The sequence below is a fragment of the Subtercola sp. YIM 133946 genome, from assembly GCF_036553535.1.
GTDB lineage: Bacteria > Actinomycetota > Actinomycetes > Actinomycetales > Microbacteriaceae > Subtercola.
In genome coordinates, this window is record NZ_JAZHPE010000045.1 from 230019 (window position 1) to 256244 (window position 26226).

Genomic DNA, 26226 nt, shown 5'->3' on the forward strand with positions numbered 1-26226 from the left:
TCATGCAGACCGAACAGAACACCGTCGCACACACAGTCACACCCCTGCTGGAGGTCACCGACCTTGTGTTCGGGGTCGCCGGTAAAGTGACGGTCGGGCCGATCTCGTTCAGCATCGGCCCCGGTGAGGCGGTCGGCGTCGTCGGCGAGAGCGGAGCCGGAAAGTCGCTGCTGTGCCGAGCACTGACCGGCATGATCTCGTATCACGGCGGTCGCATAGAGTCGGGTTCGATCACCTACGACTCGCGCGTGATCACCGACGGGCGGCAGTCCGACTGGGGTTCGGTGCGCCGGTCGGGCATCGGATTCGTGCCACAGGCCTCGCTGTCAGGGCTCAATCCGATGCGCAAGGTGGGGGCGCATTTCAAAGAAGTCCTGACCCGCAATGCCGAAGATCGAGCACAGGGCTGGCACGCCCGTGCGGTCGAGCTGCTGGAGCAGGTTCAGCTGAACGACCCGAAGCGCGTGCTCGGGCAGTACGGCCACCAACTCAGCGGCGGAATGCAACAACGAGTGATGCTCGCACTCACCCTGGCGACGCGGCCACGGCTCCTCATCGCCGACGAGCCGACAACCGCACTCGACGCCACGGTGGCCAAGGAGATCCTGCGTGTGCTGCGACGCTTGCGCGAAGAAGAGGGCCTTGCCGTCATCGTCGTCTCACACGACCTCGGAGTCATCGAGCAGGTGTGCGATCGCGTACATGTCATGTATGCAGGCAGGGTGGTGGAGTCGGGCGCAACCGACGCCGTTCTCGGGCGACCATTACACCCCTATTCCGCCGGTCTGCTCGCGACCGATCCCAGCGCCGTACCGTTCGGGCAGGCTCTGACGCCTATTCCCGGCGAGCCACCTGCGGCGCGGGAGTGGGCCAGGTCTGAGTGCTCGTTCGCGGCACGATGCCCGCACGCCCGGCCCCAGTGCCTCGCGACAGAACCGCCCGCCGAACCGTCGCCGCACGGGGGCGAGGTCGCGTGCATCCGGTGGCGTGAGATTCAGGGGGAGGTCGGCGCATGACACTCCTCGACGGCAACAGGGTGATTGCGCCCACGGTGGTCGAACTCGACGACATCACGTTCTCGTACGGTGAGGATGCCCGGCCGGCCGTCGACGGCGTGAGCATGAGCCTGGCCGAGCGCCACTCGCTCGGTATCGTGGGCGAGAGCGGGTCGGGCAAGTCGACCGTCGCACGCATCATTGCGGGCGCGCTGAGGCCGCAGACAGGCTCGGTGACCGTGCTTGGTGAGAACCTGCTCGACACCGGAAGGGCGCGCTCGAACCGTGTGCAGATGATCTTCCAGAATCCGTACGCTGCTCTGAATCCACGCCTGACCTGCGGAGAGGCGGTCGCCGAGGCGGCCCGGGTCGTACTGGGACAGTCGCGCAAGCAGGCCCAGGCGACCTCGGTCGACCTGCTGCATGAGGTGGGTCTCGGCTCGAGCCAGGCCTCGGTCTACCCCCGGTCGCTGAGCGGCGGGCAGCGCCAGCGCGTTGTGATCGCCAGGGCCCTCGCCTGCGAGCCGACCCTGCTCGTCGCTGACGAACCGACATCGGCGCTCGACGTCTCGGTGCAGGCGCAGATCGTCAACCTGCTGTTGCGGCTGCGGGTCGAACGTGGGCTTTCGCTCGTCATGATCAGCCACAATCTCGCGGTGATCGGCCATGTCAGCGACTCGGTGGTTGTCATGCGCCACGGCGCAGTCGTCGAGACGGGCACCCGCGAGAAGATCTTCAACTCGCCCGAGGCCGACTACACACGCGAGCTGCTCGCCTCGACCACCTTCACGCGCTGACCGGGCGCACCTGCTCCGTCAGCCGCGGGTCAGCTGACCAGTGCGCGAGCCTGTTCTGCCGCCACGTCGCGCCCGCGCCGCTCCGACGCCAGACGCAGGTCTTCACTCTGGAGCGCGGCGAGTCCATCGAGACTGAAGCGGCGTGCCGCGCCCGCGGTGTCCAGAATGCTTGAAACCGTGGTGCGCCTGCGGTCAGTCCAGCTCGAAGAGCGCGGCAGCGCCCTGGCCGCCTCCGATGCACATGGTGACGATGGCGCGACGGGCGCCCCGGCGACGACCCTCGATGAGGGCGTGGCCGGTCATCCGGGCACCCGAGACGCCGTAGGGGTGGCCGATCGCGATCGCTCCGCCATCGACATTCAGAATGCCGGGATCGATTCCGAGCACGTCACGGCAGTAGATGACCTGCACGGCGAAGGCTTCGTTGAGTTCCCACAGATCGATGTCACCGACGGTGAGGCCGGCGCGCTGCAGCAGTTTCGGCACGGCGACCGCCGGCCCCACCCCCATCTCGTCGGGATCGACGCCGGCCACGGCGTAGGCGCTGAACCTGCCCAGCGGCTCGAGACCACGGCGCTCGGCCTCGTCTTCGCTCATCACCACGCAGGCCGAGGCTCCGTCGGAGAATCCGCTGGCATTGCCGGCGGCGACGGTGCCGCCAGGCAGGGCGCGCCGGATGCCTGCTAGGCCCTCGAGGGTGGAGTCGGCCCTGATGCCGTCGTCACGCGTCGTCTCGGTCTCGACGATGCTCGTCACCCCGGTGGTTCGATTTGTACTGGCCATGCGGGTGGTGATGGGCACGATCTCGGCGTCGAACCGCCCTGCTTCTGCGGCGTCCGCGGCCCGCAGATGGCTGGAGAGGCCGTACTCGTCCTGGGCATCGCGGCCGATGCCGTAGCGCTCGGCGACGGTCTCAGCGGTGCGAAGCATGGGCCAGTAGATGCTCGGAACGCGCTCGGCGAGTGCGCGATCCACGGCGCTGAACTGGTTCATGTGCTCTTGCACCAGACTGATCGACTCGACTCCGCCGGCGACTGCGACGTCGTACTGGCCGGTCATGACCCGCTGGGCCGCCGTGGCGATCGCCTCCAACCCCGAGCCGCAGAAGCGGCTCACCGTGACGCCGGCGGTCGATGTCGGCAGGCCTGCGAGCAGCGCGGCCTGGCGGGCGATGTTGCCACCAGTGGCGCCCTCGGGGTTCGCGCAGCCGAGCACGACGTCGTCGATTCGGTCGAGTTCCACACCGGCCCGGCCGAGCGCGGCGGTGATGGCGTGTGCGCCGAGCGCCGCCCCGTGGGTCAGGTTGTAGGCGCCTGTCCACGACCGAGCGAGCGGAGTGCGAGCGGTCGACACGATGACGGCGTTTCTCATGAGCGGTTCTCCGATGATGTGGCCGGCAGCAGCCGACTGTTCCAGAAGGGGTCGCCCGTCTCAACGTTCCACCGCTCGACGGCTGCCCCGACACGATCGAATCCGTAGAGTTCTGCGGTGAACCAGGGCCCGCCCTTGGTGGCCGGAAAGCCGTATCCGTTGACCAGCACCGTGTCGACATCGGCGCTCGACGCGGCGATTCCGTCGTGCAGAACGGCGGCGGCCTCGACGACGAGGGCGAAGATGCAGCGGTCGACGATCTCTTCGTCGGTCGGTGCACCGGCGGCCGAGAACGGTGCGAGCAGCTCAGAGACCGCGAGATTGGGCTCAGCGCTGCCATCGGTGCTGTAACGGTACCAGCCCGACCCCGACTTGCGGCCGAACCATCCGCGTTCGCCGAGTTCGTCTGCCACCTGCCAAGCAGGATCGGGGATCTGGGTCGGGGCATCGGCGGTGGCAGCGGCCTGCGCCTTACGCGCCAGCCACGGAATGTCGTTGCCCACCAGGTCGAGCACCCGGAATGGCCCCATCGCCATGCCCCACTTCTCGAGTGCACTATCGATCCGCTGCGGCGTCGCGCCCTCGCGCAGCAGAAGCTGTGCCTGGCGCACATACTGGTCGAAGATGCGGTTGCCGATGAATCCCGGCCCGACCTGAGCCACTACCGGCAGCTTGCGCAGTTGTTTCACCAGTGCGACCGCCGCGGCGAGGGTGGCGGGTGTCGTCGCGGCGCCGTCGACCACTTCGACGAGCCGCATGACGTTCGCCGGGCTGAAGAAATGCATGCCGACCACGTCACCCGGGTGAGCCGACACCCCGGCGAGCTGGTTCAGGTCGAGCGATGACGTGTTCGACGCCAGAATCGTGCCCGGCCGTACGATGCCGTCGAGCTCGCGGAACACGCCCTGCTTCACCTCGAGGTTCTCGAAGACCGCCTCGATGACAAGGTCAACCTCTCTCGCCGCGTCGGCGAGACTCACCGAGGTGTCGAGCAGACCGAGCTGCGCGTCTCTGCGATCGGCCGACAGCCGCCCCTTTGCCACGGCCCGATCGAGCTCGGCGGTGAGCGCTGTCGTGGCGGCACCGAGGGCGTCAGCCGACGTGTCGACCACCGTCGTCGGCACCCCCGCCGAAAGCAGGGCGAGCGCGATGCCCCTCCCCATGGTGCCGGCCCCCACCACAACCGCCGAGTGGATGCTCGGCATGTCGGGCACCGCTGCGACCCTGCCCGCAGCCCGGTCTGACAGGAATCGGTATCTCGCGGCGCGCGCCTCGGGCTGTGCGGCGAGCCTCTCGAAGAGCGCCAATTCGAGCGCGAGACCGTCATCGAACGGAATGGTGGCCGCCGCGGTGAGCGCCTCGAGCGCCGCCTTGACACCGGCGTTCGCGCGCGGACTCCGGTTAGCAGCTCGTCGGGCCACGTCGACGAACGCCTCGGCCAGCGGCTCGGCGATCGGCTGGTCGCGCAACCGAGGTCGCGGAGTCACGGCGGCCAGTTCGACGGCCAGAGCTCGTGCGGCTTCGACGGGGCGCTCGTCGACCCGCTGCACCAGGCCCAGCTCGGCGGCCTCGCTGCCGGTGACAGACCGGCCGGTGACAATAAGGTCGAGGGCGGCTTCGATGCCGATCGCGCGCGGCAGACGCTGCGTGCCCCCGGCTCCGGGCATGAAACCGAGAGTCGTCTCGGGCAGGCCGAGCCGGGCATCCGGATGAGCGACCCGGGCACTGCACGCGAGTGCGAGTTCGAGACCACCACCGAGGGCGACCCCCTCGATCGCCGCGATGGTGGGCTTCGACATCGAATCGAGGTACCCCGTGATGGTGAGGTGAAGCGTGGGCTCGGCGAGTCCCTCGCCACTGTCGAACTCGGCGAGGTCGGCGCCCGCGCTGAATTGCCCGGTGCCGGTGATGACGACGGAGGTGACGGTGTCATCGTGCTCGGCGCGCTCGAGTGCCGCGAGCAGGGCTCGGCGCAGCGACCGGCCGAGCGTGTTCACTGGGGCGTGGTCGAGAGTGATGGTGACTATTCCAGCAACATTCTCGCTGGCGACGATCGACTGGGTGGTCATGCAGGTCTCCTCGCTGAGCGCATCGTCGCGACAGACGCCACGACAACCAGTCGAAACACTACAGCGTGATGACGATCATTGCAAAAATGTCATACGCGAAGCGACCTGCCCGATGGGCCCCGCCGATCAGGCTTGCGATTCGGCCTCGAGCCCATCGAAGAACGCCATCGCCGGCGGTGTCCATTCGGCGTTGCGCTCGTGGAACAGCTGCACGGCCCGGTGGCGAGGCCAGTCGCGAGGCAGAAGGCGGTCGGGCAGTTCTGGGTCGAAGAGTGGAAAGTGGCGCCAGCTCGTGTGCATGTCGATCCAGGCCGAGAAATACTGGCCGGGGGTCTGCGGGCGCTCGTTCTCGAACCGTTCGCAGAACGTGTCGAACCGCTGGCGCAGCCCGGCCAGGTCCCACGCGGCTGAGGCGAGCTCACGCGGCGTGTGGCTCGCGGCCTGCGCCGAGCTGAAGACGAAGGCGTCGCTCGGTCCGTCGGACGAGCCCAATAGTTTGAGTGTGGCTTTCTCGTTCTCGGTGTGCGGAGAGATCCAGAGTCCGTTGCCGAGCGAGCCGAAGCCGAGCCAGGCCAGTTCGGTGCGGAAGTGGTGACGCAGTGCCCGACTCTCTTCGGGCACAGTGAGAGCCACGAACAGCCACTGGCCATCCCACTCGCGCGGCTTGCCGAAGTTCCAGGTTCGCTCGCGGCCCTCGGCCAGCCCGGCAGCAGTCTCTTCGGTCAGCGTCAGCAGTGAGCGCCGGCCGATGCGTTCGCTCGTGAGCCAGGTGTCGCCCACGGCCCGGGCGACGGCCTGCCGCGCGGCGGCCACGGTGACATCGAGGGTGCCGAGGCACTCGACGAGCACCTCCTGCCACACCGAGTGCTTCACCGGCACCATGATCTCGCCGATGATCGTGAGCAGCAGCGTCTTCGTTCGTCGCGGGGCGGGGGTGACGGTGGCCTTCATCGACATAGACGAAGCGTACACTGCGCGCCCGCCGGCGCCTCGTCAGACATAATACGAATGGTTGACGTTCGTCTAGCAAATGTAGTACGTTCGCCTCAAGGCATCGGATCGAATGCCTCAGACGCCCCATCCGGCAAAGGAGCCGTTGCTTCCATGACAGACACTGTTGAGAGCCTCGCCCAGGCCGTCGCCGCACTCGAGCGCCGAACGGAGAACCTCGAATCAGCCGAGGCCGTTCGTGCCCTGCATGCCACGTTCGTTCGCGCCGTCGCCGACCGCCAGTTCGACACGCTCGCCGGATACTTCGACTCGGATGCCGTCATCGACATGCGCACCCATGGTGCGAAACAGGGCGAGGCGGCGATCGCCGAGCACTTCAGCCACATGGTCAACTCGCCCTTGCGCGGGGCCAGCTATCTGCTCAGCTCGCCTGTCGTCACCGCCGACGGTGACGAGGCCGTCGGCAGGTGGACCTGGCACCGCTTCCACACCGAGGCCTATGCGGGCGGCGACTTTCCGGCCCACGGCATCTGGGAGGAGGGGCAGTACACCTGCACGTACCGCAGAGGCGATGACGGCCGTTGGCGCTTCTCAGCGATGCGTTTTCGCATGGTGCGCCCCGACGCCGACCCAGAGGGGACTCCGGTCGGCCCAGGCGCGAAGGCCCAGTCGTGATCATCGCCGACCTCATCAGGCGCTCGCTGCGCGACTTCGCGTCGAACACTGCCATCTCGAACGGCGTGCGAGCCTTCAGCTACGCGGAGGTCGGTGACCGGTCGCACCGGCTGGTGAACGCTCTGCGAGCACGCGGCTTCGAGCTCGATGATCGCATCGCAACCCTCGGCGCCAACGACGTCACCACGCTCGAATGGATGCTCGGCCTGGCCCTCGGCGGTTTCAACCGAGTCGCCCTGCACGCGATGAACAGCTCACAGACGCACCGCGAGATGATCGCTGCGGCGGGTGCGCGGGTTCTGATCGTCGACGGTGTCTACTACGACAAGATCAAGGGCGACAGCGCACTGCTCGAGGCTCTCGACCTGGTGATCGTGCGCGACAGCGTGAGCCGCGATGACCGCAGCAGCGCTGATGACCACGACGACTCTGGGTTCGTCGACTACGAGACGATGCTCGCTGAGAGCGACGCCACCGACGCGCACGTCGATGTGACGCCCGACACCCTTCTGCACCTGGCCTACTCGTCGGGCTCGGGTGGCTCGCCCCGGGCGTCGATGCACTCTCACAGCAGCTGGGTGTCGGTCACTCTCGACAACGCCGCCCTGCTACCGCGCGTCACCTCCGACGACATCTACCTCGCCGCGGCGCCGCTGACCCACGCCGCATCGACGGTCGTCTACCTTCTTCTCTCGCGTGGCGCCGGAATCAGGGTGATGCCGCATTTCGAGCCGGGCGAGGCGCTCGCCATCATCGAGCAGGAGCGCTGCAGCATCGCCTTCATGGTGCCCACGATGCTCCAGATGCTGGCCAGTCACCCTGACGTCGCGACGCGTGATCTGTCGAGCATCCGGGCGCTGATGTATGCCGGTGCGCCCATCTCGGTCGAGACGGCGCGCAAGGCGCAGGTCGCCTTCGGCACCGTCCTCTTCCAGTCGTATGGCCAGAGCGAGTGCCTGCCTGCGACCTGCCTCACCCCAGAAGACCATGCCAGGGGCGTCGCCGGTGACGAGAGCATCCTCCGTTCGGCGGGCCGGGCCTGTCTGAACGCCGACGTGCGCATCGCCAACGAGAATGGCGCTCCGCTCGGCGTCGGCGAGATCGGCGAGATTCTGGTGTCGACTGCGGGTCGGATGCTCGGCATCTACGGTGACCCCGAACAGACCGCCAGGCGCATCACTGCCGACGGGTTCGTGCGCAGCAGCGACATCGGCTACATCGACGAGCGAGGCCTGTTGTTCGTCGTCGACCGCAAAGACGACATGATCATCTCGGGTGGCTTCAACATCTGGCCGGCAGAGATCGAGAATGCGCTGCTGCGGCATCCTGATGTCATCGACGTCGTCGCGGTCGGCGTGCCCCACCCGCGCTGGGGTGAGACCCCACACGCTGTCGTCGTGCTGGCGCCGGGAGCCGCCGCCGAAGCGGCCGACCTCATCGCCTTCTGCTCGGCGCAGATCGGCTCGATGAAGAAGCCCACTGAGTTGGTCGTCACCTCTGACGCCCTGCCTCGCAACGAGCTCGGCAAGCGTTCGCGCCGGCTCATCAAAGACCTGTACTGGCCGTCGACCACGCCGCTCGAGCGGCAGGTCAGCGGCGCATGACGTGTGACACCACTTTTGAAAGGATCTGACCGATGACCGTCATCGACCCCGAACTTGCCTTCGACACCGAGCCCCTGTTCATCTGGAGCGAGCCTTCGACCTTCGTGGTCGATCGTGAACGCCTCGTGGCCTACGCCAACGCGACGAACGAGACCCGGGCTGAATTCGTCTCGGGCGACGTCGCCCCGCCCGTCTTCAACGTGGTGCCGGCCTTCCAGGTGATCGCACCGCTCACGCTCGAGATGCCGCCACCCGCGAAGCGTCTGCTCGGGCTGCACGGCGAGCAGGACTTCCGGTTCCACCGCCCCATCGAGGCCGGCATGAGGCTGGTCACGCGGGCGATGCCCATCGGCATCACGCCGCGCTCGACCGGATCGCTGATCACGGTGAAGGGCGAGACGACCACCGAAGACGGCACGCCGGTCGTCGACCAGTTCGTCACGGTGTTCATCCGAACCGCGATCTCGCCCGAGAAGCTGGGTGAAGAGCCACCCACCCGCGATTACGTGCGCGACCCCGAGCCCCTCGCGGAGCTCTCACAGAGCTTCGACGTCGACCAGTCGTTCCGTTACATGGGCGCTTCGGGCGACGTGATGCCCCTGCACAGCGACAACACGTTCGCCCAGCGCGCAGGGTTCCCCGGCATCATCCTGCACGGCAACTGCACCTTCGCCTTCGCCACGCGGTCGGTTCTCGAGACTGTAGCCGGCGGCGATCCGCGGCGCATCAAGCGACTGGCCATCAGGTTCAGCCGCACGGTGACGCCCTACGACACCATCACCACCCGCATCTTCTCCGCAGGAGTCAGCGAATCGGGCAGAAGACAGTACAGCTTCGAGACCGCGCTGGCTGACGGAACGCTGTGCCTCTCTGACGGTCTTGTCGAAGTCGAGGACTGACGCATGCCAGGCCTGCCCGACAGAGGCGGTGACGACCGATGATCGACCTCGAGTCGGTCTCGGCGATCGACATCCACGTGCACGCCGAGTCGTCGATCGCCGATACCGCCGACGAGCGGCGCTCCGAACATCCGTGGCCCTCGCCTGACGCTCAACAGGTCGCCGACTACTACCGTTCGATCGGCATGGCAGCGGTCGTCTTTCCTGTCGACGCCGAACGGATGCTCGGCCGGTCCGCCGTGCCGAACGAAGAGGTCGCCCAGATCGCCGCCGCCAACAACGACGTGCTCATCCCGTTCGGCAGCGTCGACCCCGCGCGTGCACACGGGCCGCTGATCGTTCGACGCCTGGTGGAGCAGCACGGCACCCGCGGATTCAAGTTCCACCCCGGCCTGCAGGAGTTCTACCCGAACGACCGGGCCGTGTACCCCCTCTACGCCGAGCTGGAGGCACAGCAGGTGCCTGTGATCTTCCACACCGGTCAGTCGGGCGGCGGGGACCGCGTTCGCCTGAAGTACTCAGATCCGCTCTATCTCGACGATGTCGCCGTCGACTTTCCGGGCCTGAAGATCGTGATGGCGCACCCGTCGTTCCCGTGGCAAGACGTTGCGCTGTCGATCGCGTCGCGGCGGGAGAACGTCTACATCGATCTCTCGGGATGGTCACCCAAGTATTTTCCGGCCCAGCTGGTGCAGTATGCGAACACCCTGCTGAAAGAGAAAGTGCTGTTCGGCTCTGACTACCCGGTGATTCCGCCGCTGAAGTGGCTCGAAGACTTCGCGAAGAGTGATTTCCGCGACTCGGTGCGGCCGGGCATCCTGAAAGACAATGCCGTTCGGCTTCTGGGGCTGAGGGATATGGTTCGGTCATGACCGAGAAGCCCGAGACGATCGGCGTGATGCTCGACGCCCAGGCCCGGCGAATCCCCGACCATGCGTTTCTGCGGTTCGACGGCACCGACACCAGCTACGCCGAGATTGCGGAGCGCACCACGAGGCTCGCCAGCGCTTTCTCGCGCATCGGCATGCGTCGGGGCGACCGCCTGGCGATCATGTCGACGAACCGGCCCGAGTTCATCGAGGCCTGGTTCGCCACCACGCGCATCGGCGTCGTCGAGACGCCGTTGAACGTCGACTTCCGCGGACGGTTTCTGGCCTACGCGATCACGAACAGCCAGGCCGCACATCTGCTCATCGAGCGCTCCCTGCTCGAGCACCTGCTCGCGGTGGTCGCCGACCTGCCGACCCTTGTGACCATCGTCGTGATCGATGGTCAAGGCGTGGCGCCTGTCGACGGGCGGCAGGTGTTCGACTACGCCGAACTGCTCGCCTCGGGCGACGACGCGCCTATCGACGCCGACGTCTCGGTTCACGACGTGGCTGTCATCGGCTACACCTCGGGTACGACGGGAGCGTCGAAGGGCGTGATGATCAGCCACCAGGCAGCCTGGTACGCAGCAGCGGATGCCCGTATCAACCGTGGGCTTGGCGGCGACGACGTGTTCGCGACCAGCCTGCCGCTGTTCCACCTGAACGCTCAGCACCTCACGACGATGGCGGTGGTGCAGGCGGGCGCAACACTCGCGCTCGAGCGCAAGTTCTCGGCCAGCGGATTCTGGGCCACGCTCGACAGGGTCGGCGCGACGCACATCAACTTCATCGGGGCGATGCTGGGTATTCTCGCCCGCCGCGAACCCTCACCCGACGAGTGGAGCGATGCCCCTCGGATCGCGTTCGGCGGCCCGTTGACGCCCGACGTGCTCGCCGCCGGCGCCGAACGCTGGAACCTGCGGTTCATCACCGGCTATGGCGCGACCGAATCGGGCATCATCACCTACGACTGGGCAGACGACCTGCCCCCGGGTTCATTCGGGCGGCCAGTGGCCGGATTCGCCATGCAGATCGTCGACGACGAGGGCGAACCGGTGCCCGACGGCGTTGCGGGTGAGATCGTGACCCGGCCGATGCGGGCCGACTCGATGACCTCCGGCTACTGGGGGATGCCCGAGAAGACCGTCGAAGCCTGGCGCGACCTGTGGTTCCACTCGGGCGACATCGGGCGACGCGACGAGAACGGCTTCTTCTACTTCGTCGACCGCAAGAAAGACGCGCTGCGCCGTCGTGGGGAGAACATCTCGTCGTCAGAGCTCGAGCAGGCCATCCGTGACTTCCCCGGCCTGGCAGACGTGGCTGTGATCGGGGTGCCCTCGCCGCTCGGCGAAGACGACGTGAAGGCGTGTGTGGTTCTCGCGCCCGAGGCGACGTTCGACCCCGGCGAGTTCTTCGTCTGGTCTGCCCGTTCGTTGCCGCGGTTCATGGTGCCACGCTACGTCGAGGTGTTCGACGAGTTGCCCCGCACGCCGACTCAGCGCGTCGAGAAGTACAAGCTGCGCGAGAGCCCGTTCGGGCCCGGTGTCACCGACAGAGAGGCCTTGGCATGATCGACTTCGCCGGCACAGATGACGGCACTGGCGGTGGACCCGCTGGTGGTGGCTTGCCGTTCATCGACCACATGACGGTGGGGCTCGAGCACGACGCCAGGATCGCAGCCGCCATCGTCGCATGCCAAGAGGTGATCGCAGCGTTCTGCGATCTGCTCGATCAGGGAGACATCGACGCCGCGTTCGCTTTGCACTCCGACGATCTCGAGTTCTGGGAGGTCGGCGCGAGCGAGCCGCTGCGCGGGCCGAAGGCGGCGGCTGAGAGTGCTCGGAGATTCCGTTTCATGTACCCCGGTCGACGTACGCTGCACGTGCCGTCGAACTTCATCATCCAACCCGACGGCGACGCGATGCGCGCGCGATACTCGATGACCGTGTGGGAACTGACCGTTCACGAGAACGGAGTCACCCGTCAACTGCGCCAGCCGCAGATCTTCGTTCTCGCGCAGGAGACGGCAGTGCTGCACCGCACCGAGGAGGGCGTCTGGAGAATCTCCGAAGAGCGTATGTTCCTCGTCGCTCCGCGCCGCGACCTCGTTCCAGGAGAAGGATCTCACAGTGACGACCACTGACGATGACCTCGCGCGTGCCGATGCGCTCTCGATGCGCGGCCGCACCGCCCTCGTGGCGGGCGGAGGGCTCAGCGGACAGGCGGGCAGCGTCGGATTCTCGATCAGCTGGTTGTATGCGACGAACGGTGCTCGGGTGGCGGTCTTCGACCGCGACCCGGCGGCGGCCCGAGCGACCGTCGACCTCATTCACGCTGAGGGCGGTGAGGCATTCGCCGTTTCGGGAGACGCGTCGAATGATGCCGACTGCGCCAGAGCTGTCGCCGAGACGCTCGAGCGGTACGGAACGCTCGATGCCCTCGCGACCACCATCGGCCGTGGCGACGTCGAGGGAATTTTCGACGTCGAACGCGAGCAGTGGGACCAGATTCTCGAACTCAACCTCACCACGGCGTGGCAGCTGATGCGGCACGCCTACCCCGTCATGCCCCCCGGCTCGACCGTTGTGACGACATCGTCGGGTGCCGCGGCCTCACGCGGCCCGGGAATGCCCTACGCCGTCGCCAAGGCCGGCCTCGAGCAGCTCACCGTCGGCGCAGCGGCGACCCTTGCGCCGAACGGCATCAGGGTGAACGCCGTGCGCGTGGGCGTGATCTGGTCGACCTTTGCGGCTCGTGTGTTCTCTGAGGAGGACCGCGCGGTGCGCGCAGCGGCGACGGCGCTGAAAACCGAGGGAACTGTGTGGGATATCGCTCAGGCGGCACTGTTCCTTTCGAGTGACCGGGCGCGCTGGATAACCGGACAGGTACTCACTGTCGACGGCGGCGGCCCCGCCTTCTCTTCGTCGGGCCAGGCCGGACCGACATCGGGAGGCGCGAAGTGACCTCGGAGAACACCCGGGCGCGGGTCGCACTCGTCACCGGCTGCGGCAAGGCCGATGGTATGGGACAAGCAGTCGCCCGGACGCTCGCCGCCGCAGGCGTCACGGTGGTGGTCTCCGACCTCAAGCCCTCGGGTGTGCCGAACGTCGGCCAGGAGACCCGCGTAGTGGGCATCGGCTGGAACGGAGTTGAGACCCTCGTGGCGCAGATCTGCGAGGCGGGCGGCCGGGCATCCGCTGTTCTCGGCGACATCTCGGATGAGGCGGACGCGGAGCGCATGGTCGCGGAGGCCGCCGCGTTCGGAGGCGGCCTCGACATTCTGGTGAACAATGCCGCGGCGCCGCAGGGCGCCGACCGCAACGACATCTCCGACTTCGGAACGGCCACCTGGAACACGGTGCTCGACATCAACCTGCGCGGAACGTACCTGATGAGCCGATTCGCTGTGGCGCAGATGCGCCAGAATCACTACGGGCGCATCGTCAACATCGCTTCGATGGCCGGCATCGACGCTCTGCCGCACGCCACTGCGTACTCGGCATCGAAGGCCGGCGTTCTGGGTTTCACCCGGGCGCTCGCGACGGATGTCGGGGCGTGGGGCATCACGGTCAACGCCGTCTGTCCGGGCGTGGTGTGGACCAGCCGTGCGGGCATGTTCGAGGGCACAGCCTCTGATGAAGAACAGCTCAAGGCCGCCCGCGGGCGCGTCATTCCAGTCGGCCGGGTGGGGCACCCCGACGATATCGCGGCCGCAGTCGCGTTCTTCGCCTCGGAGGGTGCCGGATACATCACCGCCCAGGCGCTGCCCGTCGACGGTGGTGGCATCTCGGCGTTTCCGCTGCCGCAACCCTGACCCGAACATTCCTTCGCTCGTCGGTTCGCGGCGGGCGCCGCCCCCCTCACGAAAGCCGAACGAGAATGTCACAAACGACCCCCTCCGCCGAAGACCGGTTTCTCATCAGCGACCTCTGGGCCAAGTACGCCTGGGCGCTCGACACCTGCGACACCGACGGTTTCGTCGAGTGCTTCGCCGAAGACGCCGTCTTCGACGAACTCACCGTGGTGACCGGCCGCGACCAGATCAGACAGCTCGTGCTGCGCTACTTCCACGAGAACCCGCTGTTCGCCGGCCGCCAGCACCTCATCGGGCAGAGCCTCTTCGAACCCGACGACGAGGGCCGCCCCGACCACTGGAAGGTGAAGTCGTTCGCGCACGTATTCGTGCTGCGCGACGTCGGCCCGTCGCTCTACTGGACGGGCTACTACACCGACGTCGTAGCGAAGATCGACGGCGAGTGGTTGTTCGTCTACCGTCGGGCATCGAAATGGCTCGGCGACGTGCTGAATGCATTTCCCGACAACGCGATCGCCAGGCAGACCCTGCCGGCGAACTTCGGCGCACCGATCGCCTGAGGCGCGAGCGCCATGTCACACCAGCTCAGCCTTGTGCTGTTCCACAGCCCGACCGGTCGCTACATGCACACCTGGGCGCGCCGTGAGAGCCGCATCGAGCAACTGTTCGGTCTCGAGCTCGTGCGGTACTCGGCCGAGCGAGCGGAGGCCGCGCGGTTCGATGGCATCTTTCTTGCCGACAAGGTGTTCTTCGACCGGGTCGGCGGCAACCCCGACATGTCGTCGTATGAGCCCCTGACGACGCTCGGCGCACTGAGCGCCGTGACGACGAAGCTGGGACTGATCGCCACCGCGTCGACGACCTTCACCGAGCCGTACAACCTGGCCCGAATGTTGAGCCAGCTCGACTTCCTCTCCAACGGCCGCGTCGCCTGGAATGTCGTGACCTCGACCGACGGGGCCGCCAATTTCCAGAATGACCTGCCGCCCAAGGCCGAACGCTACGACCAGGCTCAGGACTCCTTCGAGGCCATGACCGCGCTCTGGGACGCGTGGGCCGACGACGCGGTCGTACTCGACCGCGAGAACGGAGTCTGGGCCGACATCTCGAAGATCTCGCAACCGCACTACCAGGGCCGTTACGTGCAGGTTCGGGATGCCTTGGCCATGCCGCGCTCGCCGCAGGGCCGCCCGGTTATCGTGCAGGCCGGCCAGTCGCCCGAGGGCATGGCATTCGCGGCGCGCAACGCCGATGTCGTCTTCACAGCGCAGAACCACCTGCCGAGCGCCATTGAGTTTCGGCGCCGGTTGCGCGAGCTGGCGGCGGCGAACGGCAGGCCCGACGGCGCGCCCCGCGTGCTGCCGGGGCTGCTGCCGATCATTGCCGAGACACAGGCAGAGGCCGACGACATCATGGGATCGATTGCCGATCTGCTGCCGCTGCGGGTCGGGCTGAATGAGTTGAGCACGCTGTTGCTCGGCGCCGATCTCGACGGGCTCGATCTCGACGAACCTCTTCCCGTCGAGCGGCTGAAGACGCTCGAAGAGGCGGCCGGTCACTCGCACCTCGGAGCGAGCAGGTACCCCAACATGTACCGGCTCGTAACCGAGCAGCGCCCGACGCTGCGCGAGCTGGTTCGCACGTCGTCGCAGTCGGCGGGGCATCCGGTGTTCGTGGGTACGGCCACGAGCGTCGCCGACCAGATGCAGCAGTGGTTCGAGGCCGAAGCGTGCGACGGCTTCATGATTTCGCCGCCCTACATGCCCGAAGGGCTTGACGCGGTGTGCGATCTTCTGGTGCCAGAACTGCAACGGCGCGGGCTCTTCCGTACCGAATATCCGGGTGAGACACTGCGCGACACCCTGGCCCTGGCGCGGCCCGATCGCCGGTCATCCGGGCATCGGACAGCCTCAGAGACACGCTGAATGATCATTGATGACGCCTGAGGCGGCCGCGCCTGTCATGAGCATCAGGCGAAGCGTGGTTCTGCTCGGCTCGCTGTCGGCCTTCGGCCCGCTCTCGATGGATCTCTACCTGCCCTCACTGCCCCAACTGCAGACCGACCTCGGTACGTCGACCACGCTGGCCCAGCTGACTATGTCGGCGTGCATGATGGGGCTCGGCCTCGGCCAGTTCGTCATGGGACCGCTGAGCGATCGGTTCGGCAGGCGGGTGCCGTTGATCGCGGGCGTCTTCGTCTACACGCTGATGTCGCTGGCCTGTGCGTTCGCCCCGAACATCGGCCTGCTCATCGTGTTCCGGTTCGTGCAGGGCCTCGGCGGGGCGGCCGGAATGGTGGTGTCACGGGCGAGCATCCGTGACATGTACGCCGGCTCCGACCTGGCCCGCATGTTCTCGCTGGTCATGCTCGTCAGCGGCTCGGCGCCGATTCTCGCGCCGATCATCGGAGGCCAGCTCACCCGTTTCATGGACTGGCGCGGGGTATTTCTCGTGCTGGCCGGCATCGGTGTCGTGCTTGTCGTCGGGGCGGCGACGGGTGTCAGAGAGAGCCTGCCGCGTGAGGCTCGGCGGGTGGGTGGGCTGTCGGCCGTGGGCCGCGACTTCTCGATCGTGGCCCGCGACAGGCTCGTGCTCGGCGTCATTCTCATTCTCGCCTGCACAACGGCCTCCTTCACCACGTACCTGTCGATGACCAGCTTCATCTTCCAGAACGAATTCGCGGTGTCACCGCTGGCCTTCAGCGGGCTGTACGCGATCAATTCGTTCGCATACGTACTCGGCTCTCAGGTCAACGGGCGTCTCGCCCGGCGGCGTAGCGCGCTGTGGCTGCTCACGCTCGCGCTCGGCGGCGGACTGGTCGGTGCCGTGCTGGTGCTGGTGGCCGGGCTCATACCTCTGCCGCTCGTCGCGCTCTGTGCGTCGCTCGCGATCGTCACCTTCTTTCAGGGCGCCACGAACCCGAACACGGCAGCGATCGCGCTGCGCGACCACGCCGCCCGGGCGGGAACGGCAGCCGCGCTGCTGGGCACGGCGCAGTTCGTCGTGGCTCCGATCATCGGGCCGCTGGTGTCTCTCGCCGGAGCCACCGCGGTCACACTCGGGGTGACGATGGTGGTTGCTCTGGTGCTCGCCAACGTCGTGTTGCGGGTCACGGTCCGTCCACGACTTGTTTAGTGGGAATGCACAAGCAGGCTGTACAGCGGTGACATCCCCGTAATACCATGTCAAGCGTTCATTAACAGCGAACAGAAAGCAGGAATCAGCGCTGATGCCCTCACCCAAGATCGCCTTTGTCGGAACCGGCGCCAACGGCGCCGGAATCGCCGCAGACCTCACCCGCGCCGGTCTCGATGTCACGTTCATCGAGCAGTGGCCCGCCCACGTTGCAGCCATGCGCGAGAACGGCATCACCGTGAAGATGCCCGACCGCACCGAGAACACGAAGGTCTCGGCGTTCAACCTCTACGAGGTCGCCGAGCTGCGCGAGCCCTTCGACATCGTGTTCATCGTCGTGAAGGCGTACGACACGCGCTGGGCCTGCGAGCTGATCAAGCCGCTCGTAAAGCCGACCGGCCTGGTCGTCGGCCTGCAGAACGGTATGTCGCTCGACGACATCGCCGACATCATGGGCCCCGAGCGCACCCTCGGTGCTGTGATCGAGATGGCGTCGAACATGTGGGAGCCGGGAGTCGTGAACCGCGAGAACGCTCCCGACACCGCCTGGTTCGCCATCGGCGGCATCCACCCCGCGGCCCAGGCCCGTGCGCACGAGGCCGCCGAGGCTCTCGGCCACGCCGGCACCGTCGAAGTCTCCGACGACATCCGTTCGTCGAAGTGGGGCAAGCTCATCGTCAACGCGGCCGAGCTGGTGCCGTCGGCCATCCTCGACCTCGAACTCGCCAAGGCTGTGCAGGTGCCCGGCATGTACGAGTTCATGCTGAAGTGCGGCAGCGAGGCCGCGCGTACCGCCGTGGCCTCGGGCAGCAAGCTGCGCCCGATCTTCGGCATGACGGATGCCGCACTCGACGACCCGGATGCCTTCGCCGAGCAACTGCTCGACCAGGTGCTGCGCCGCTTCTCGTCGCCGACCACCCGCACGACGTCGCTGCAGGACTGGATCAAGGGGCGCCGCAACGAGGTGCACGAGATCAACGGCCTCGTCGTCGACGAGCAGGCGAAGATCGGCGGAACCGCACCCGCGAACGCCGTCATCGTCGATCTTGCGCGCCGCATCGAGGCGGGCGAGCTCGAGCGCGGGCCGGCCAACATCGATCTGCTGCTGGGCGCTCGCGTCTAGCCATGTCAGCGCACCACGACCACACCCCCGACCAGCGGTTCGAGCGGCCGTCGACCCGCCCCGCGAACGTTCGGCCCATCGCGGCGCCCGGCGGCATGGCCGTCGACTACGAACACCGCGTCGACTTCGACCGGCTGCGTCGCTACCGGCTCGCCCGCGCGCAGGCCGCGCTGGAGGCCAGCGACTGCGGCGCCTTTCTGTTGTTCGACTTCTATAACATCCGCTATGTGACGCAGACCTGGATCGGCGGCGCGCTCGGCGACAAGATGATCCGCTACACGCTGCTGATGCGCGGTCAGGAGCCGATTCTGTGGGACTTCGGCTCTGCCGTGCGCCACCACAAGCTCACCTCCGACTGGATGCCGGAAGAGAACCATCGCCCGGGCTTCCTCGGCTTTCGCGGGGCCGTGGCACCCGAGCCGACCGGTCTCATGCGCACCGCCATCGCCGAGATCGTGTCGCTGCTGAAGGCGAACGGCCTCGCCGATGCGCCCGTGGGCCTCGACATCGTCGAGCCGCCCTTCTTGTTCGAGATGCAGCGGCAGGGCCTGCGGGTGGCGGATGCCCAGCAGGCGATGCTCGACGCGCGCGTCATCAAGAACGTCGACGAGATCGTGCTGCTGAACCAGGCGGCTGCGATGGTCGACGGGGTCTACCAGGACATCACCGAGGCCCTGCGCCCCGGCGTTCGTGAGAACGAGATCGTGGCCCTGGCGAACAAGCGGCTCTACGAGTACGGCTCCGACCAGGTCGAGGCCGTCAACGCGATCTCGGGGGAGCGCTGCAATCCGCACCCGCACAACTTCACCGATCGCATCATCAGGCCCGGCGACCAAGCGTTCTTCGACATCATCCACTCGTTCAACGGCTACCGCACCTGCTACTACCGCACGTTCGGCGTCGGCTGGGCGACCGAGAGCCAGAAAGACGCCTACAAGACCGCCCGGGAGTGGATGGATTCCGCCCTCGATGCGATCAAGCCAGGCGTGGGCACCGACTCCGTGGCGAAGGTGCTGCCGAAGGCGAGCGACTTCGGTTTCGACTCCGAGCTCGCCGCGTTCGGTCTGCAGTTCGCGCACGGGCTCGGGCTCGGGCTGCATGAGCGCCCGATCATCTCCAGGCTGAACTCGTTCGCCGACCCGGTCGAGCTGCAGGTGGGCATGGTCTTCGCTATGGAGACGTACTGCCCGGCCGGCGACGGCGTGTCGGCCGCCCGCATCGAAGAGGAGGTCGTGGTCACCGACTACGGCATCGAGGTGCTGACGCGGTTTCCCGCCCAAGACCTGTTCATCGCGGGCCAGTACTGAGCGACCGCGCGAGAGCGTCGGCCCGCGGTGACGCGAGTGTCACCGCGCGCCGGCGTCGAGCGCGAAGATGTCGGGGTGACGCTCGAGCTCGAGCCGGGTGCGGCGGATGTGCGTGACGAGCACCCGCTCGGCGTCGTCGGCGTCGCCCCGGCGCAGGCAGTCGACCAGCAGGTGGTGCTCCATGTGGGTCACCTGCAGGCCGACGCCGACGAGTGAGGCGTACTCGCGCCGGTAGTGCTGGGTGGTGTTCCAGAGGCGGTGGATGATCTGCCACAGGTATCCGCTCGGCGTCGCCCCTGAGTAGCTCAGCAGGTGGAACTCCCGGTCGAGGCGCATGAAGACGTCGACGTCGGTGTTGCCCTGCATCTCGTCGGCGAGCTCAGCCAGCCGATCGAGCGCGGCCGGGCCGAGGTTCGGCAGACTCGACCGCAGCAGCAGCGGCTCGAGGCGCTCGCGAATCGCATAGGCCTCCACACACTCATCGAGCGAGAGCCGCGACACCCAGGCGCCCGAGTTCGACACCACCGTCACGAGCCCGTCGGCGTCGAGCATCCTGATCGCCTCGCGCACCGGGATGCGGCTGGCGCCGAAGCGCTCGGCCAGGTCTTCCTGCCTGATGCGTTCGCCCGGCGCCAGCTGCCCGCCGAGAATGTCGGCACGCAGGGCGTCGGCGATGCGGTGGCTCGCGACGTTCTCGCTGATCGCAGTCATGGTCAGGTCAGCCTAGCGCCGGGTCATTGGGCCGGTCGGGCGGGGTGCCAGAGGATGACTGCCGAGTCGTTCTCGTAGGCTTTGCCCTCGGGGTAGCTGACAAGCTCGAACTGCATGCCCCAGGGGCTGAGAAAGTACACCCAGCGCTGGCCGGCCGACGCGTTGCGGCTCGCGGTGGGCTCGCCGAGCACACGCACGCCCTCGCTCTTCAGGTACGCGATCGCCTCGTCGAGGTCGTCGACGTAGAACGCGATGTGGTGGCCGCCGACGTCGCTGTTGCGCGGTTGGGGCCGCTGGTCGGGCGTGGCCTCGTATTCGAAGACCTCGAAGTTGGGGCCGAAGCCGCAGCGATAGAACCTGATCTCCCGCACGATACTGCGCGGGTCGACGGCGAGGTGCTCGCGCATCCAGTCGTCGTCTTTCTTCATCTCGGGCAGCGAATACACGAACTCGGCGCCGATCACGTCGACGAAGAAGCGGTGCGCCTCTTCCATGTCAGGCACGGTGAAACCGAGGTGTTCTGCGCCGCGCAGGCCGGGAATCCGGTGAGAAGTCATCGTCGTCTCCAATTGCTGAATGTATCCATATCCTACCCTCGAGCGGATGCACCTCTGCAATACCCCTTGCAATGGATACATCTCGCGCGTTACGCTGAGTAGGTAACGCCGTTCGACACGGTTGTTCACTTACAAAGGAGAAAGTGGAATGCCCCGCGAAAAGCGCCTGCACCCGGGTTCTGACTGGCTCGAGTTGCGCACCACGCCCGCCGACTGGAAGGCCGCCGACCCGGCGCTGCTGGCCACGATGCTCGGGCAGCTTCACCTCATCCGTGCCTTCGAAGAGACAGTGCTCGACCTCGCCGGCGCCGGCCTCGTGCACGGCCCCGCTCACTCCTCGATCGGCCAGGAGGGCGGCGCGGTCGGTTCGATCGTCGGCCTGAGCTCGTCTGACGGCGTGAACGGCTCGCACCGCGGGCACCACCAGTTTCTCGCCAAGGCTCTCGGCCACGTCGCCCCCGAAGGGCTCGACCCTGCGCACCTGGTGAACGACGCGGTTCAGGATGTTCTGCGGCGCACCCTCGCCGAGATCCTCGGTCTCGCCCAGGGCTACTGCCGCGGTCGCGGCGGCTCCATGCACCTGCAGTGGCACGAGGCGGGTGCGCTCGGCACCAACGCCATCGTCGGCGGTGGCGTTCCGATGGGAGCGGGCAACGCCTGGGCCCAGAAGAAGTCCGGCACCACCGACCTCACGGTCAGCTACTTCGGCGACGGCGCGGTGAACATCGGCTCGGTTCTGGAGTCGATGAACCTGGCGGCGGCCTGGCAGGTGCCGCTGTGCTTCTTCATCGAGAACAACCTGTACGCGGTGTCGACCAACGTCAGTGAGGTCACGGCAGAACCGCGGCTGTCGGCGCGCGCCCTCGGTTTCAACATCCCGGCCTGGCGTGTCGACGGAATGGACCCGCTCGCGGTGCACCTCGCCATGGAGAAAGCCTCTGAGCACATGCGCGCAGGGAGGGGTCCGGCGGTCATCGAGGCCGAGGTCTACCGCTTCTTCCACCAGAACGGCCCGTACCCCGGCAGTGCCTTCGGCTATCGCCCCAAAGAAGAGGAGGCCGCCTGGCGCGAGCGCGACCCGCTGGTGCGTGTCGGTCGCGAGATGAAGACGCTCGGTCTGATCGACGACGCGGGCCTTGCGTCGGTGCGTCAGCAGGCTCAGGATGCCGTTCGTCTGGCCGCCGACGCCCTGACCGAGCCCGACCCCGATGGCAAGCCCGGCGTCAAGCGCATCCGCCCAGACCTCTGGCCCGATCCGAGCTTCGTCGATGTGGGCATCCGCGGCGACCTCAGCGAGATCGCCGACGCCCGCACGCTGGAGGAGTCGGAGTTCACCGGGGCCACGACGAAGGGCAAGTTCGTCGACGCCGTGTCGGCCGTGATGGATCGCCGCATGGCAGAAGACGACCGCATCGTCGTCATGGGCGAAGACGTGCACCGCCTCAAGGGCGGCACGAACGGTGCCACCAAGGGCCTGTCGGAGAAGTACCCCGACCGCGTGCTCGGCACCCCCATCAGCGAGAACGCGTTCGTCGGACTCGGCGGGGGCATGGCGCTCGACGGCCGCTACCGTCCCGTGGTCGAGTTCATGTACCCCGACTTCATGTGGGTGGCGGCCGACCAGGTGTTCAACCAGATCGGCAAGGCGCGCCATATGTTCGGCGGCGACAATCCCGTTCCGCTGGTGCTGCGCACCAAGATCGCCATGGGCTCGGGCTACGGCTCGCAGCACCTCATGGACCCGGCCGGCATCTTCGCCACCAGCCCCGGCTGGCGCATCATGGCCGCGTCGACCCCGTTCGACTACATCGGCCTGATGAACCTGGCCCTGGCCATCCAAGACCCGGTGCTGATCATCGAACATGTCGACCTGTACGCCGAGTCGGGCCTGATTCCCGACGACCTCGACTTCACGATTCCCTTCGGCACGGCCGCGATTCGCCGTGAGGGCTCTGACGTCACGGTCATCAGCTACCTGTCGATGGTGGGCGAGAGCGCCAAGGCGATCGAAGAGACCGGCATCGACGCCGAGCTCATCGACCTGCGCTTTCTCGACCGAGCATCGGTCGACTGGGACACCATCGGTGCGAGCATCCAGAAGACCAATTCGGTGCTCATCGTCGAACAGGGCGCCCAGGGAACCTCGTATGGCAGCTGGCTCGCAGACGAGATTCAGCGCCGGTTCTTCGACTACCTCGACCAGCCGGTGCAGCGCGTGACCGGTTCTGAGGCGTCGCCGAGCATTTCGAAGGTGCTCGAACGTGCCGCCATCGCGAAGAGTGAAGAGGTCGTCGCCGGCCTCGAACGCATTCGCGCCGGATTCGGAAAAGGAGCCTGATCATGGCCACCATCATCCGCATGCCCAGCGTGCTCGCGGGCTCTGAAGAGGCTGCGATCGCCACTTGGCTGGTGACAGAGGGTCAGTCGGTCGCCATCGGCGATCCGCTGGCCGAGATCGAGACTGAGAAGGCGATCGTCGAGTACAACTCCGAAGACGCGGGCGTCGTCGGCCGCGTGCTGCTCGAAGCCGGCCAGTCCGGAGAGATCGGAATTCCCATCGCGGTGCTGCTCGGCACGGGCGAGGGCGACGCCGAGATCGACGCCCTGCTGGGTTCGGGCGGCGGCGCAGAACAGCCCGCACTCGTGGCTGAGGCGGCGAATACCCCCGACGTCGCGCCTCGCGACCCCGACGGTGGTACGCCGATCGTCGAGGCGCCGTCTCAAGAACGTGCAGCCGAACAGGCCGTTCCTGCCACGGTGGCTGCGCCTGCGGCCTCGAGCGCTCCGGCGGTTCAGGATGCTCCGGCCACCGCAGCGGCAACTGCACCCGCCACAACGACCGCGGCTGCCCCGGCAGCCACACCGCAAGCCGAGACAGATCGCGGCGACGGCCGTCTCTTCGTCAGCCCCATCGCACGCAAGCTCGCCCGCGAACGCGGTCTCGACCCCGCGGCGATCGTCGGCACCGGTCCCGGCGGCCGCATCGTGCGGCGCGACGTCGAGTCGGCCCCGGCTGCCGCCGAGCGCGCACCCGAGGCTCCCGCTGCGGCTGCACCCGCGTTGGCTGCGCCCGTCGCATCGGCAGCGCCTGCCGCCCCTGCCTCGGCACCCGCTCCCAGCACCGAGTGGGATCTCGTGCCCCACACCGGCATGCGCAAGGCGATCGCCAGGCGGCTCACCGAGAGCAAATCGACGGTGCCGCACTTCTACCTCACCACCGACTGCCTGGTCGACGACCTGCTCGCCCTGCGCAAGCAGGTCAACGAGAGCTCGAAGGTTCGCGTCTCGGTCAACGACTTCGTGGTCAAGGCGGTGGCCGCGGCCTTCGCCGAGGTTCCCGAAGCCAGCGTGACGTGGAGCGACGAAGGCATGCGCGTTCACCACGCCGTCGACATCGCCGTCGCGGTCGCCACCGAGGGCGGTCTCGTCACCCCCGTGGTACGGGGCGTCGACTCGAAGAGCCTCACCGCGGTGAGCTCGACCATCGCCGAACTCGTCGGCCGCGCCAAAGACAAGAAACTGAAGCAAGACGAGCTCGAGGGCGGCAGCTTCTCAGTGTCGAACCTCGGCATGTACGGCACCCGCGAATTCTCGGCCATTCTCAATCCACCGCAGTCGGGCATCCTGGCCGTCGGCGCGGCGACCCCGCAGGCGGTGGTCAAAGACGGCGAGATCGTCGTCGCCACGGTCATGCGCTGCACGCTGTCGGTCGACCACCGTGCCGTCGACGGTGCGCTCGCCGCACGGTGGCTCGCGGCCTTCACCGACCGCATTCAGAATCCCCTGAGCATCCTGCTCTGACGACCGGCGCCCCGGCACCCCACCCGTCTCGACACCCACACACCCTCCGGAGAAGATCATGAGCATCGCCACCCCGCCCACCGCACTGCCCACCCTGGCCGGGCTCGGCCTGACCGTGCCGACCGGCCTCTGGATCGGCGGCGAAGAACGGCCCGCCAGCGACGGCTCGTCGTTCGGCGTCGTCGACCCCTCGACCGGTGAGACCCTGACCACGGTGGCGTCCGCCTCGGTCGAAGACGCGCTCGCCGCCGTCGACGCCGCCGAGGCCGCCGCCGCCGGCTGGCGCGCCGTCGCCCCGCGGCAGAAGGCCGAGATCCTGCGTCGCGCCTGGGAGCTGATGACCGAGCGGCAGGATGATCTTGCCGCCCTCATCACGCTCGAGAACGGTAAGGCGCTCGGCGACGCGAAGGGCGAGGTCGCCTACGCCGCCGAGTTCTTCCGCTGGTACTCCGAAGAAGCCGTGCGCATCCAGGGCACCGTCGAGACGGCGCCCTCGGGCACGAACCGCATTCTCGTCACCCACCAGCCGGTCGGCGTATGCCTGCTCATCACGCCGTGGAACTTTCCGGCCGCGATGGCCACCCGCAAGATCGCGCCGGCGCTCGCCGCCGGCTGCACCGTCGTGCTGAAGCCGGCCTCCGACACCCCGCTCACCGCTCTCGCGATGGCCGCCATCCTCGAAGAGGCGGGCGTACCCGCCGGCGTGGTCAACGTCATCCCGAGCCGCCGATCGGGCGCACTCTCGTCGAAGTTGCTCGCCGACCCCCGGGTGCGCAAGGTCTCGTTCACCGGGTCGACCGAGGTCGGCCGCATGCTGCTCGCCGAGTCGGCGAAGACCGTCGTCAACGCCTCGATGGAGCTCGGCGGCAACGCGCCGTTCCTGGTGCTCGAGAAGGCCGACATCGACGAGGCCGTGGCCGGCGCGATGATCGCCAAGCTGCGTAACGGCGGGGAGGCCTGCACCGCGGCCAACCGCTTCTACGTGCACTCGTCGGTGGTCGACGAGTTCTCGACGAAGCTCGCGGCGGAGTTCGCCGAGCTCACCGTCGGTGCAGGGCTCGACCCTGCCACCCGCATCGGTCCGCTGGTCAACGCGGAGGCCCGTGAGAAGGTCGAGACGCTCGTGAACGGAGCCGTCTCAGAGGGCGCGCGTGCACTGGTCGGCGGTTCGTCGATCGCAGGTGACGGCTACTTCTACGAGCCGACCGTGCTGACCGGGGTGCCGCAGACCGCGGCCATCCTCTCTGAGGAGATCTTCGGGCCGGTGGCGCCGATCGTCGTCTTCGAGACGAACGAGGAGGCCGTGCGTCTGGCCAACGACACCGAGTTCGGGCTCGTCTCCTACGTGTACACGACCGATCTGGCCGAGGGCCTGCGCGTCAGCGAGGCGCTCGAGTCGGGCATGGTCGGGCTGAACCGGGCCATCGTGTCAGACCCTGCCGCCCCGTTCGGCGGCGTGAAGCAGTCGGGTCTCGGCCGCGAGGGCGGTCACGAGGGTGTACTCGACTACACCGAGAGCAAGTACATCGCGGTCAGCTGGTGAGCCGA

Annotated in this window: 23 protein-coding genes; 18 read left to right on the plus strand and 5 right to left on the minus strand. The window is 67.4% G+C overall.

Going from position 1 to position 26226, the window contains the following annotated elements:
- Positions 1 to 2: 2 nt before the first annotated feature.
- A complete protein-coding gene (locus V3W46_RS15155) occupies positions 3 to 1016 on the plus strand; it encodes an ABC transporter ATP-binding protein (protein ID WP_331783967.1) in 1014 nt (337 codons plus the stop codon).
- Entirely contained in the window at positions 1013 to 1792 is a 780-nt protein-coding gene (locus V3W46_RS15160; protein WP_331783968.1) for an ABC transporter ATP-binding protein, read from the plus strand. The genes V3W46_RS15155 and V3W46_RS15160 overlap by 4 nt, the downstream gene beginning before the upstream one ends.
- Positions 1793 to 1984: 192 nt before the next feature.
- On the opposite strand, the gene V3W46_RS15165 is transcribed toward V3W46_RS15160, so the two are convergent.
- From V3W46_RS15165 to V3W46_RS15175, 3 genes are all read right to left on the minus strand, one after another.
- Positions 1985 to 3163: an acetyl-CoA C-acyltransferase gene (locus V3W46_RS15165; RefSeq protein WP_331783969.1), complete on the minus strand. Its 1179-nt coding sequence runs from the start codon at positions 3161 to 3163 to the stop codon at positions 1985 to 1987.
- Positions 3160 to 5232 (minus strand): 3-hydroxyacyl-CoA dehydrogenase NAD-binding domain-containing protein, encoded by a 2073-nt coding sequence (locus V3W46_RS15170; protein WP_331783970.1) that lies wholly within the window; start codon positions 5230 to 5232, stop codon positions 3160 to 3162. Before V3W46_RS15170 ends, V3W46_RS15165 begins: the two co-directional genes overlap by 4 nt.
- A 126-nt stretch (positions 5233 to 5358) precedes the next feature.
- Positions 5359 to 6189 (minus strand): PaaX family transcriptional regulator, encoded by an 831-nt coding sequence (locus V3W46_RS15175; protein ID WP_331783971.1) that lies wholly within the window; start codon positions 6187 to 6189, stop codon positions 5359 to 5361.
- Between the two features lie 147 nt (positions 6190 to 6336).
- On the opposite strand from V3W46_RS15175, the gene V3W46_RS15180 reads away from it, so the two are divergent.
- From V3W46_RS15180 to V3W46_RS15240, 13 genes are all read left to right on the plus strand, one after another.
- A complete protein-coding gene (locus V3W46_RS15180; RefSeq protein WP_331783972.1) occupies positions 6337 to 6858 on the plus strand; it encodes a nuclear transport factor 2 family protein in 522 nt (173 codons plus the stop codon).
- Positions 6855 to 8462 carry a class I adenylate-forming enzyme family protein gene (locus tag V3W46_RS15185; RefSeq protein ID WP_331783973.1) on the plus strand — a complete coding sequence of 536 codons (1608 nt, stop codon included), beginning with the start codon at positions 6855 to 6857 and terminating at the stop codon, positions 8460 to 8462. The genes V3W46_RS15180 and V3W46_RS15185 overlap by 4 nt, the downstream gene beginning before the upstream one ends.
- A gap of 32 nt (positions 8463 to 8494) precedes the next feature.
- The gene (locus tag V3W46_RS15190) at positions 8495 to 9361 is read left to right on the plus strand and encodes a MaoC/PaaZ C-terminal domain-containing protein (protein WP_331783974.1); all 867 of its coding nucleotides are present in this window, start codon (positions 8495 to 8497) and stop codon (positions 9359 to 9361) included.
- Positions 9362 to 9399: 38 nt separating this feature from the next.
- Positions 9400 to 10233, plus strand: a complete 834-nt coding sequence (locus tag V3W46_RS15195) for an amidohydrolase family protein (protein WP_331783975.1) — start codon at positions 9400 to 9402, stop codon at positions 10231 to 10233.
- Positions 10230 to 11801: an AMP-binding protein gene (locus tag V3W46_RS15200; protein WP_331783976.1), complete on the plus strand. Its 1572-nt coding sequence runs from the start codon at positions 10230 to 10232 to the stop codon at positions 11799 to 11801. Before V3W46_RS15195 ends, V3W46_RS15200 begins: the two co-directional genes overlap by 4 nt.
- The gene (locus V3W46_RS15205; RefSeq protein ID WP_331783977.1) at positions 11798 to 12373 is read left to right on the plus strand and encodes a nuclear transport factor 2 family protein; all 576 of its coding nucleotides are present in this window, start codon (positions 11798 to 11800) and stop codon (positions 12371 to 12373) included. The genes V3W46_RS15200 and V3W46_RS15205 overlap by 4 nt, the downstream gene beginning before the upstream one ends.
- Positions 12360 to 13193 (plus strand): SDR family NAD(P)-dependent oxidoreductase, encoded by an 834-nt coding sequence (locus tag V3W46_RS15210; protein ID WP_331783978.1) that lies wholly within the window; start codon positions 12360 to 12362, stop codon positions 13191 to 13193. Before V3W46_RS15205 ends, V3W46_RS15210 begins: the two co-directional genes overlap by 14 nt.
- The gene (locus tag V3W46_RS15215) at positions 13190 to 14044 is read left to right on the plus strand and encodes an SDR family NAD(P)-dependent oxidoreductase (RefSeq protein WP_331783979.1); all 855 of its coding nucleotides are present in this window, start codon (positions 13190 to 13192) and stop codon (positions 14042 to 14044) included. Before V3W46_RS15210 ends, V3W46_RS15215 begins: the two co-directional genes overlap by 4 nt.
- Before the next feature lie 65 nt (positions 14045 to 14109).
- Positions 14110 to 14604 carry a nuclear transport factor 2 family protein gene (locus V3W46_RS15220; protein ID WP_331783980.1) on the plus strand — a complete coding sequence of 165 codons (495 nt, stop codon included), beginning with the start codon at positions 14110 to 14112 and terminating at the stop codon, positions 14602 to 14604.
- 12 nt (positions 14605 to 14616) lie between these two features.
- Entirely contained in the window at positions 14617 to 15969 is a 1353-nt protein-coding gene (locus V3W46_RS15225; protein ID WP_331783981.1) for an NtaA/DmoA family FMN-dependent monooxygenase, read from the plus strand.
- Positions 15970 to 15979: 10 nt separating this feature from the next.
- Positions 15980 to 17179 (plus strand): multidrug effflux MFS transporter, encoded by a 1200-nt coding sequence (locus V3W46_RS15230; RefSeq protein ID WP_331783982.1) that lies wholly within the window; start codon positions 15980 to 15982, stop codon positions 17177 to 17179.
- A 94-nt stretch (positions 17180 to 17273) separates the two neighbouring features.
- The gene (locus V3W46_RS15235; RefSeq protein ID WP_331783983.1) at positions 17274 to 18302 is read left to right on the plus strand and encodes a ketopantoate reductase family protein; all 1029 of its coding nucleotides are present in this window, start codon (positions 17274 to 17276) and stop codon (positions 18300 to 18302) included.
- 2 nt (positions 18303 to 18304) lie between these two features.
- Positions 18305 to 19609 (plus strand): M24 family metallopeptidase, encoded by a 1305-nt coding sequence (locus V3W46_RS15240; RefSeq protein WP_331783984.1) that lies wholly within the window; start codon positions 18305 to 18307, stop codon positions 19607 to 19609.
- Positions 19610 to 19648: 39 nt separating this feature from the next.
- Here the strand turns inward: V3W46_RS15240 and V3W46_RS15245 are convergent, their stop codons facing one another.
- The gene (locus V3W46_RS15245; protein ID WP_331783985.1) at positions 19649 to 20320 is read right to left on the minus strand and encodes a GntR family transcriptional regulator; all 672 of its coding nucleotides are present in this window, start codon (positions 20318 to 20320) and stop codon (positions 19649 to 19651) included.
- A gap of 23 nt (positions 20321 to 20343) precedes the next feature.
- Positions 20344 to 20877 carry a VOC family protein gene (locus V3W46_RS15250; RefSeq protein ID WP_331783986.1) on the minus strand — a complete coding sequence of 178 codons (534 nt, stop codon included), beginning with the start codon at positions 20875 to 20877 and terminating at the stop codon, positions 20344 to 20346.
- A gap of 148 nt (positions 20878 to 21025) precedes the next feature.
- Here V3W46_RS15250 and V3W46_RS15255 point away from each other — a divergent pair, with 148 nt between their 5' ends.
- From V3W46_RS15255 to V3W46_RS15265, 3 genes are read left to right on the plus strand one after another with little or no spacing between them, the layout of a single operon-like run.
- Positions 21026 to 23215, plus strand: a complete 2190-nt coding sequence (locus V3W46_RS15255; protein WP_331783987.1) for an alpha-ketoacid dehydrogenase subunit alpha/beta — start codon at positions 21026 to 21028, stop codon at positions 23213 to 23215.
- Positions 23216 to 23217: 2 nt separating this feature from the next.
- Entirely contained in the window at positions 23218 to 24678 is a 1461-nt protein-coding gene (locus V3W46_RS15260) for a dihydrolipoamide acetyltransferase family protein (RefSeq protein WP_331783988.1), read from the plus strand.
- Between the two features lie 58 nt (positions 24679 to 24736).
- Positions 24737 to 26221, plus strand: a complete 1485-nt coding sequence (locus tag V3W46_RS15265; protein WP_331783989.1) for an NAD-dependent succinate-semialdehyde dehydrogenase — start codon at positions 24737 to 24739, stop codon at positions 26219 to 26221.
- Positions 26222 to 26226 lie beyond the last annotated feature (5 nt).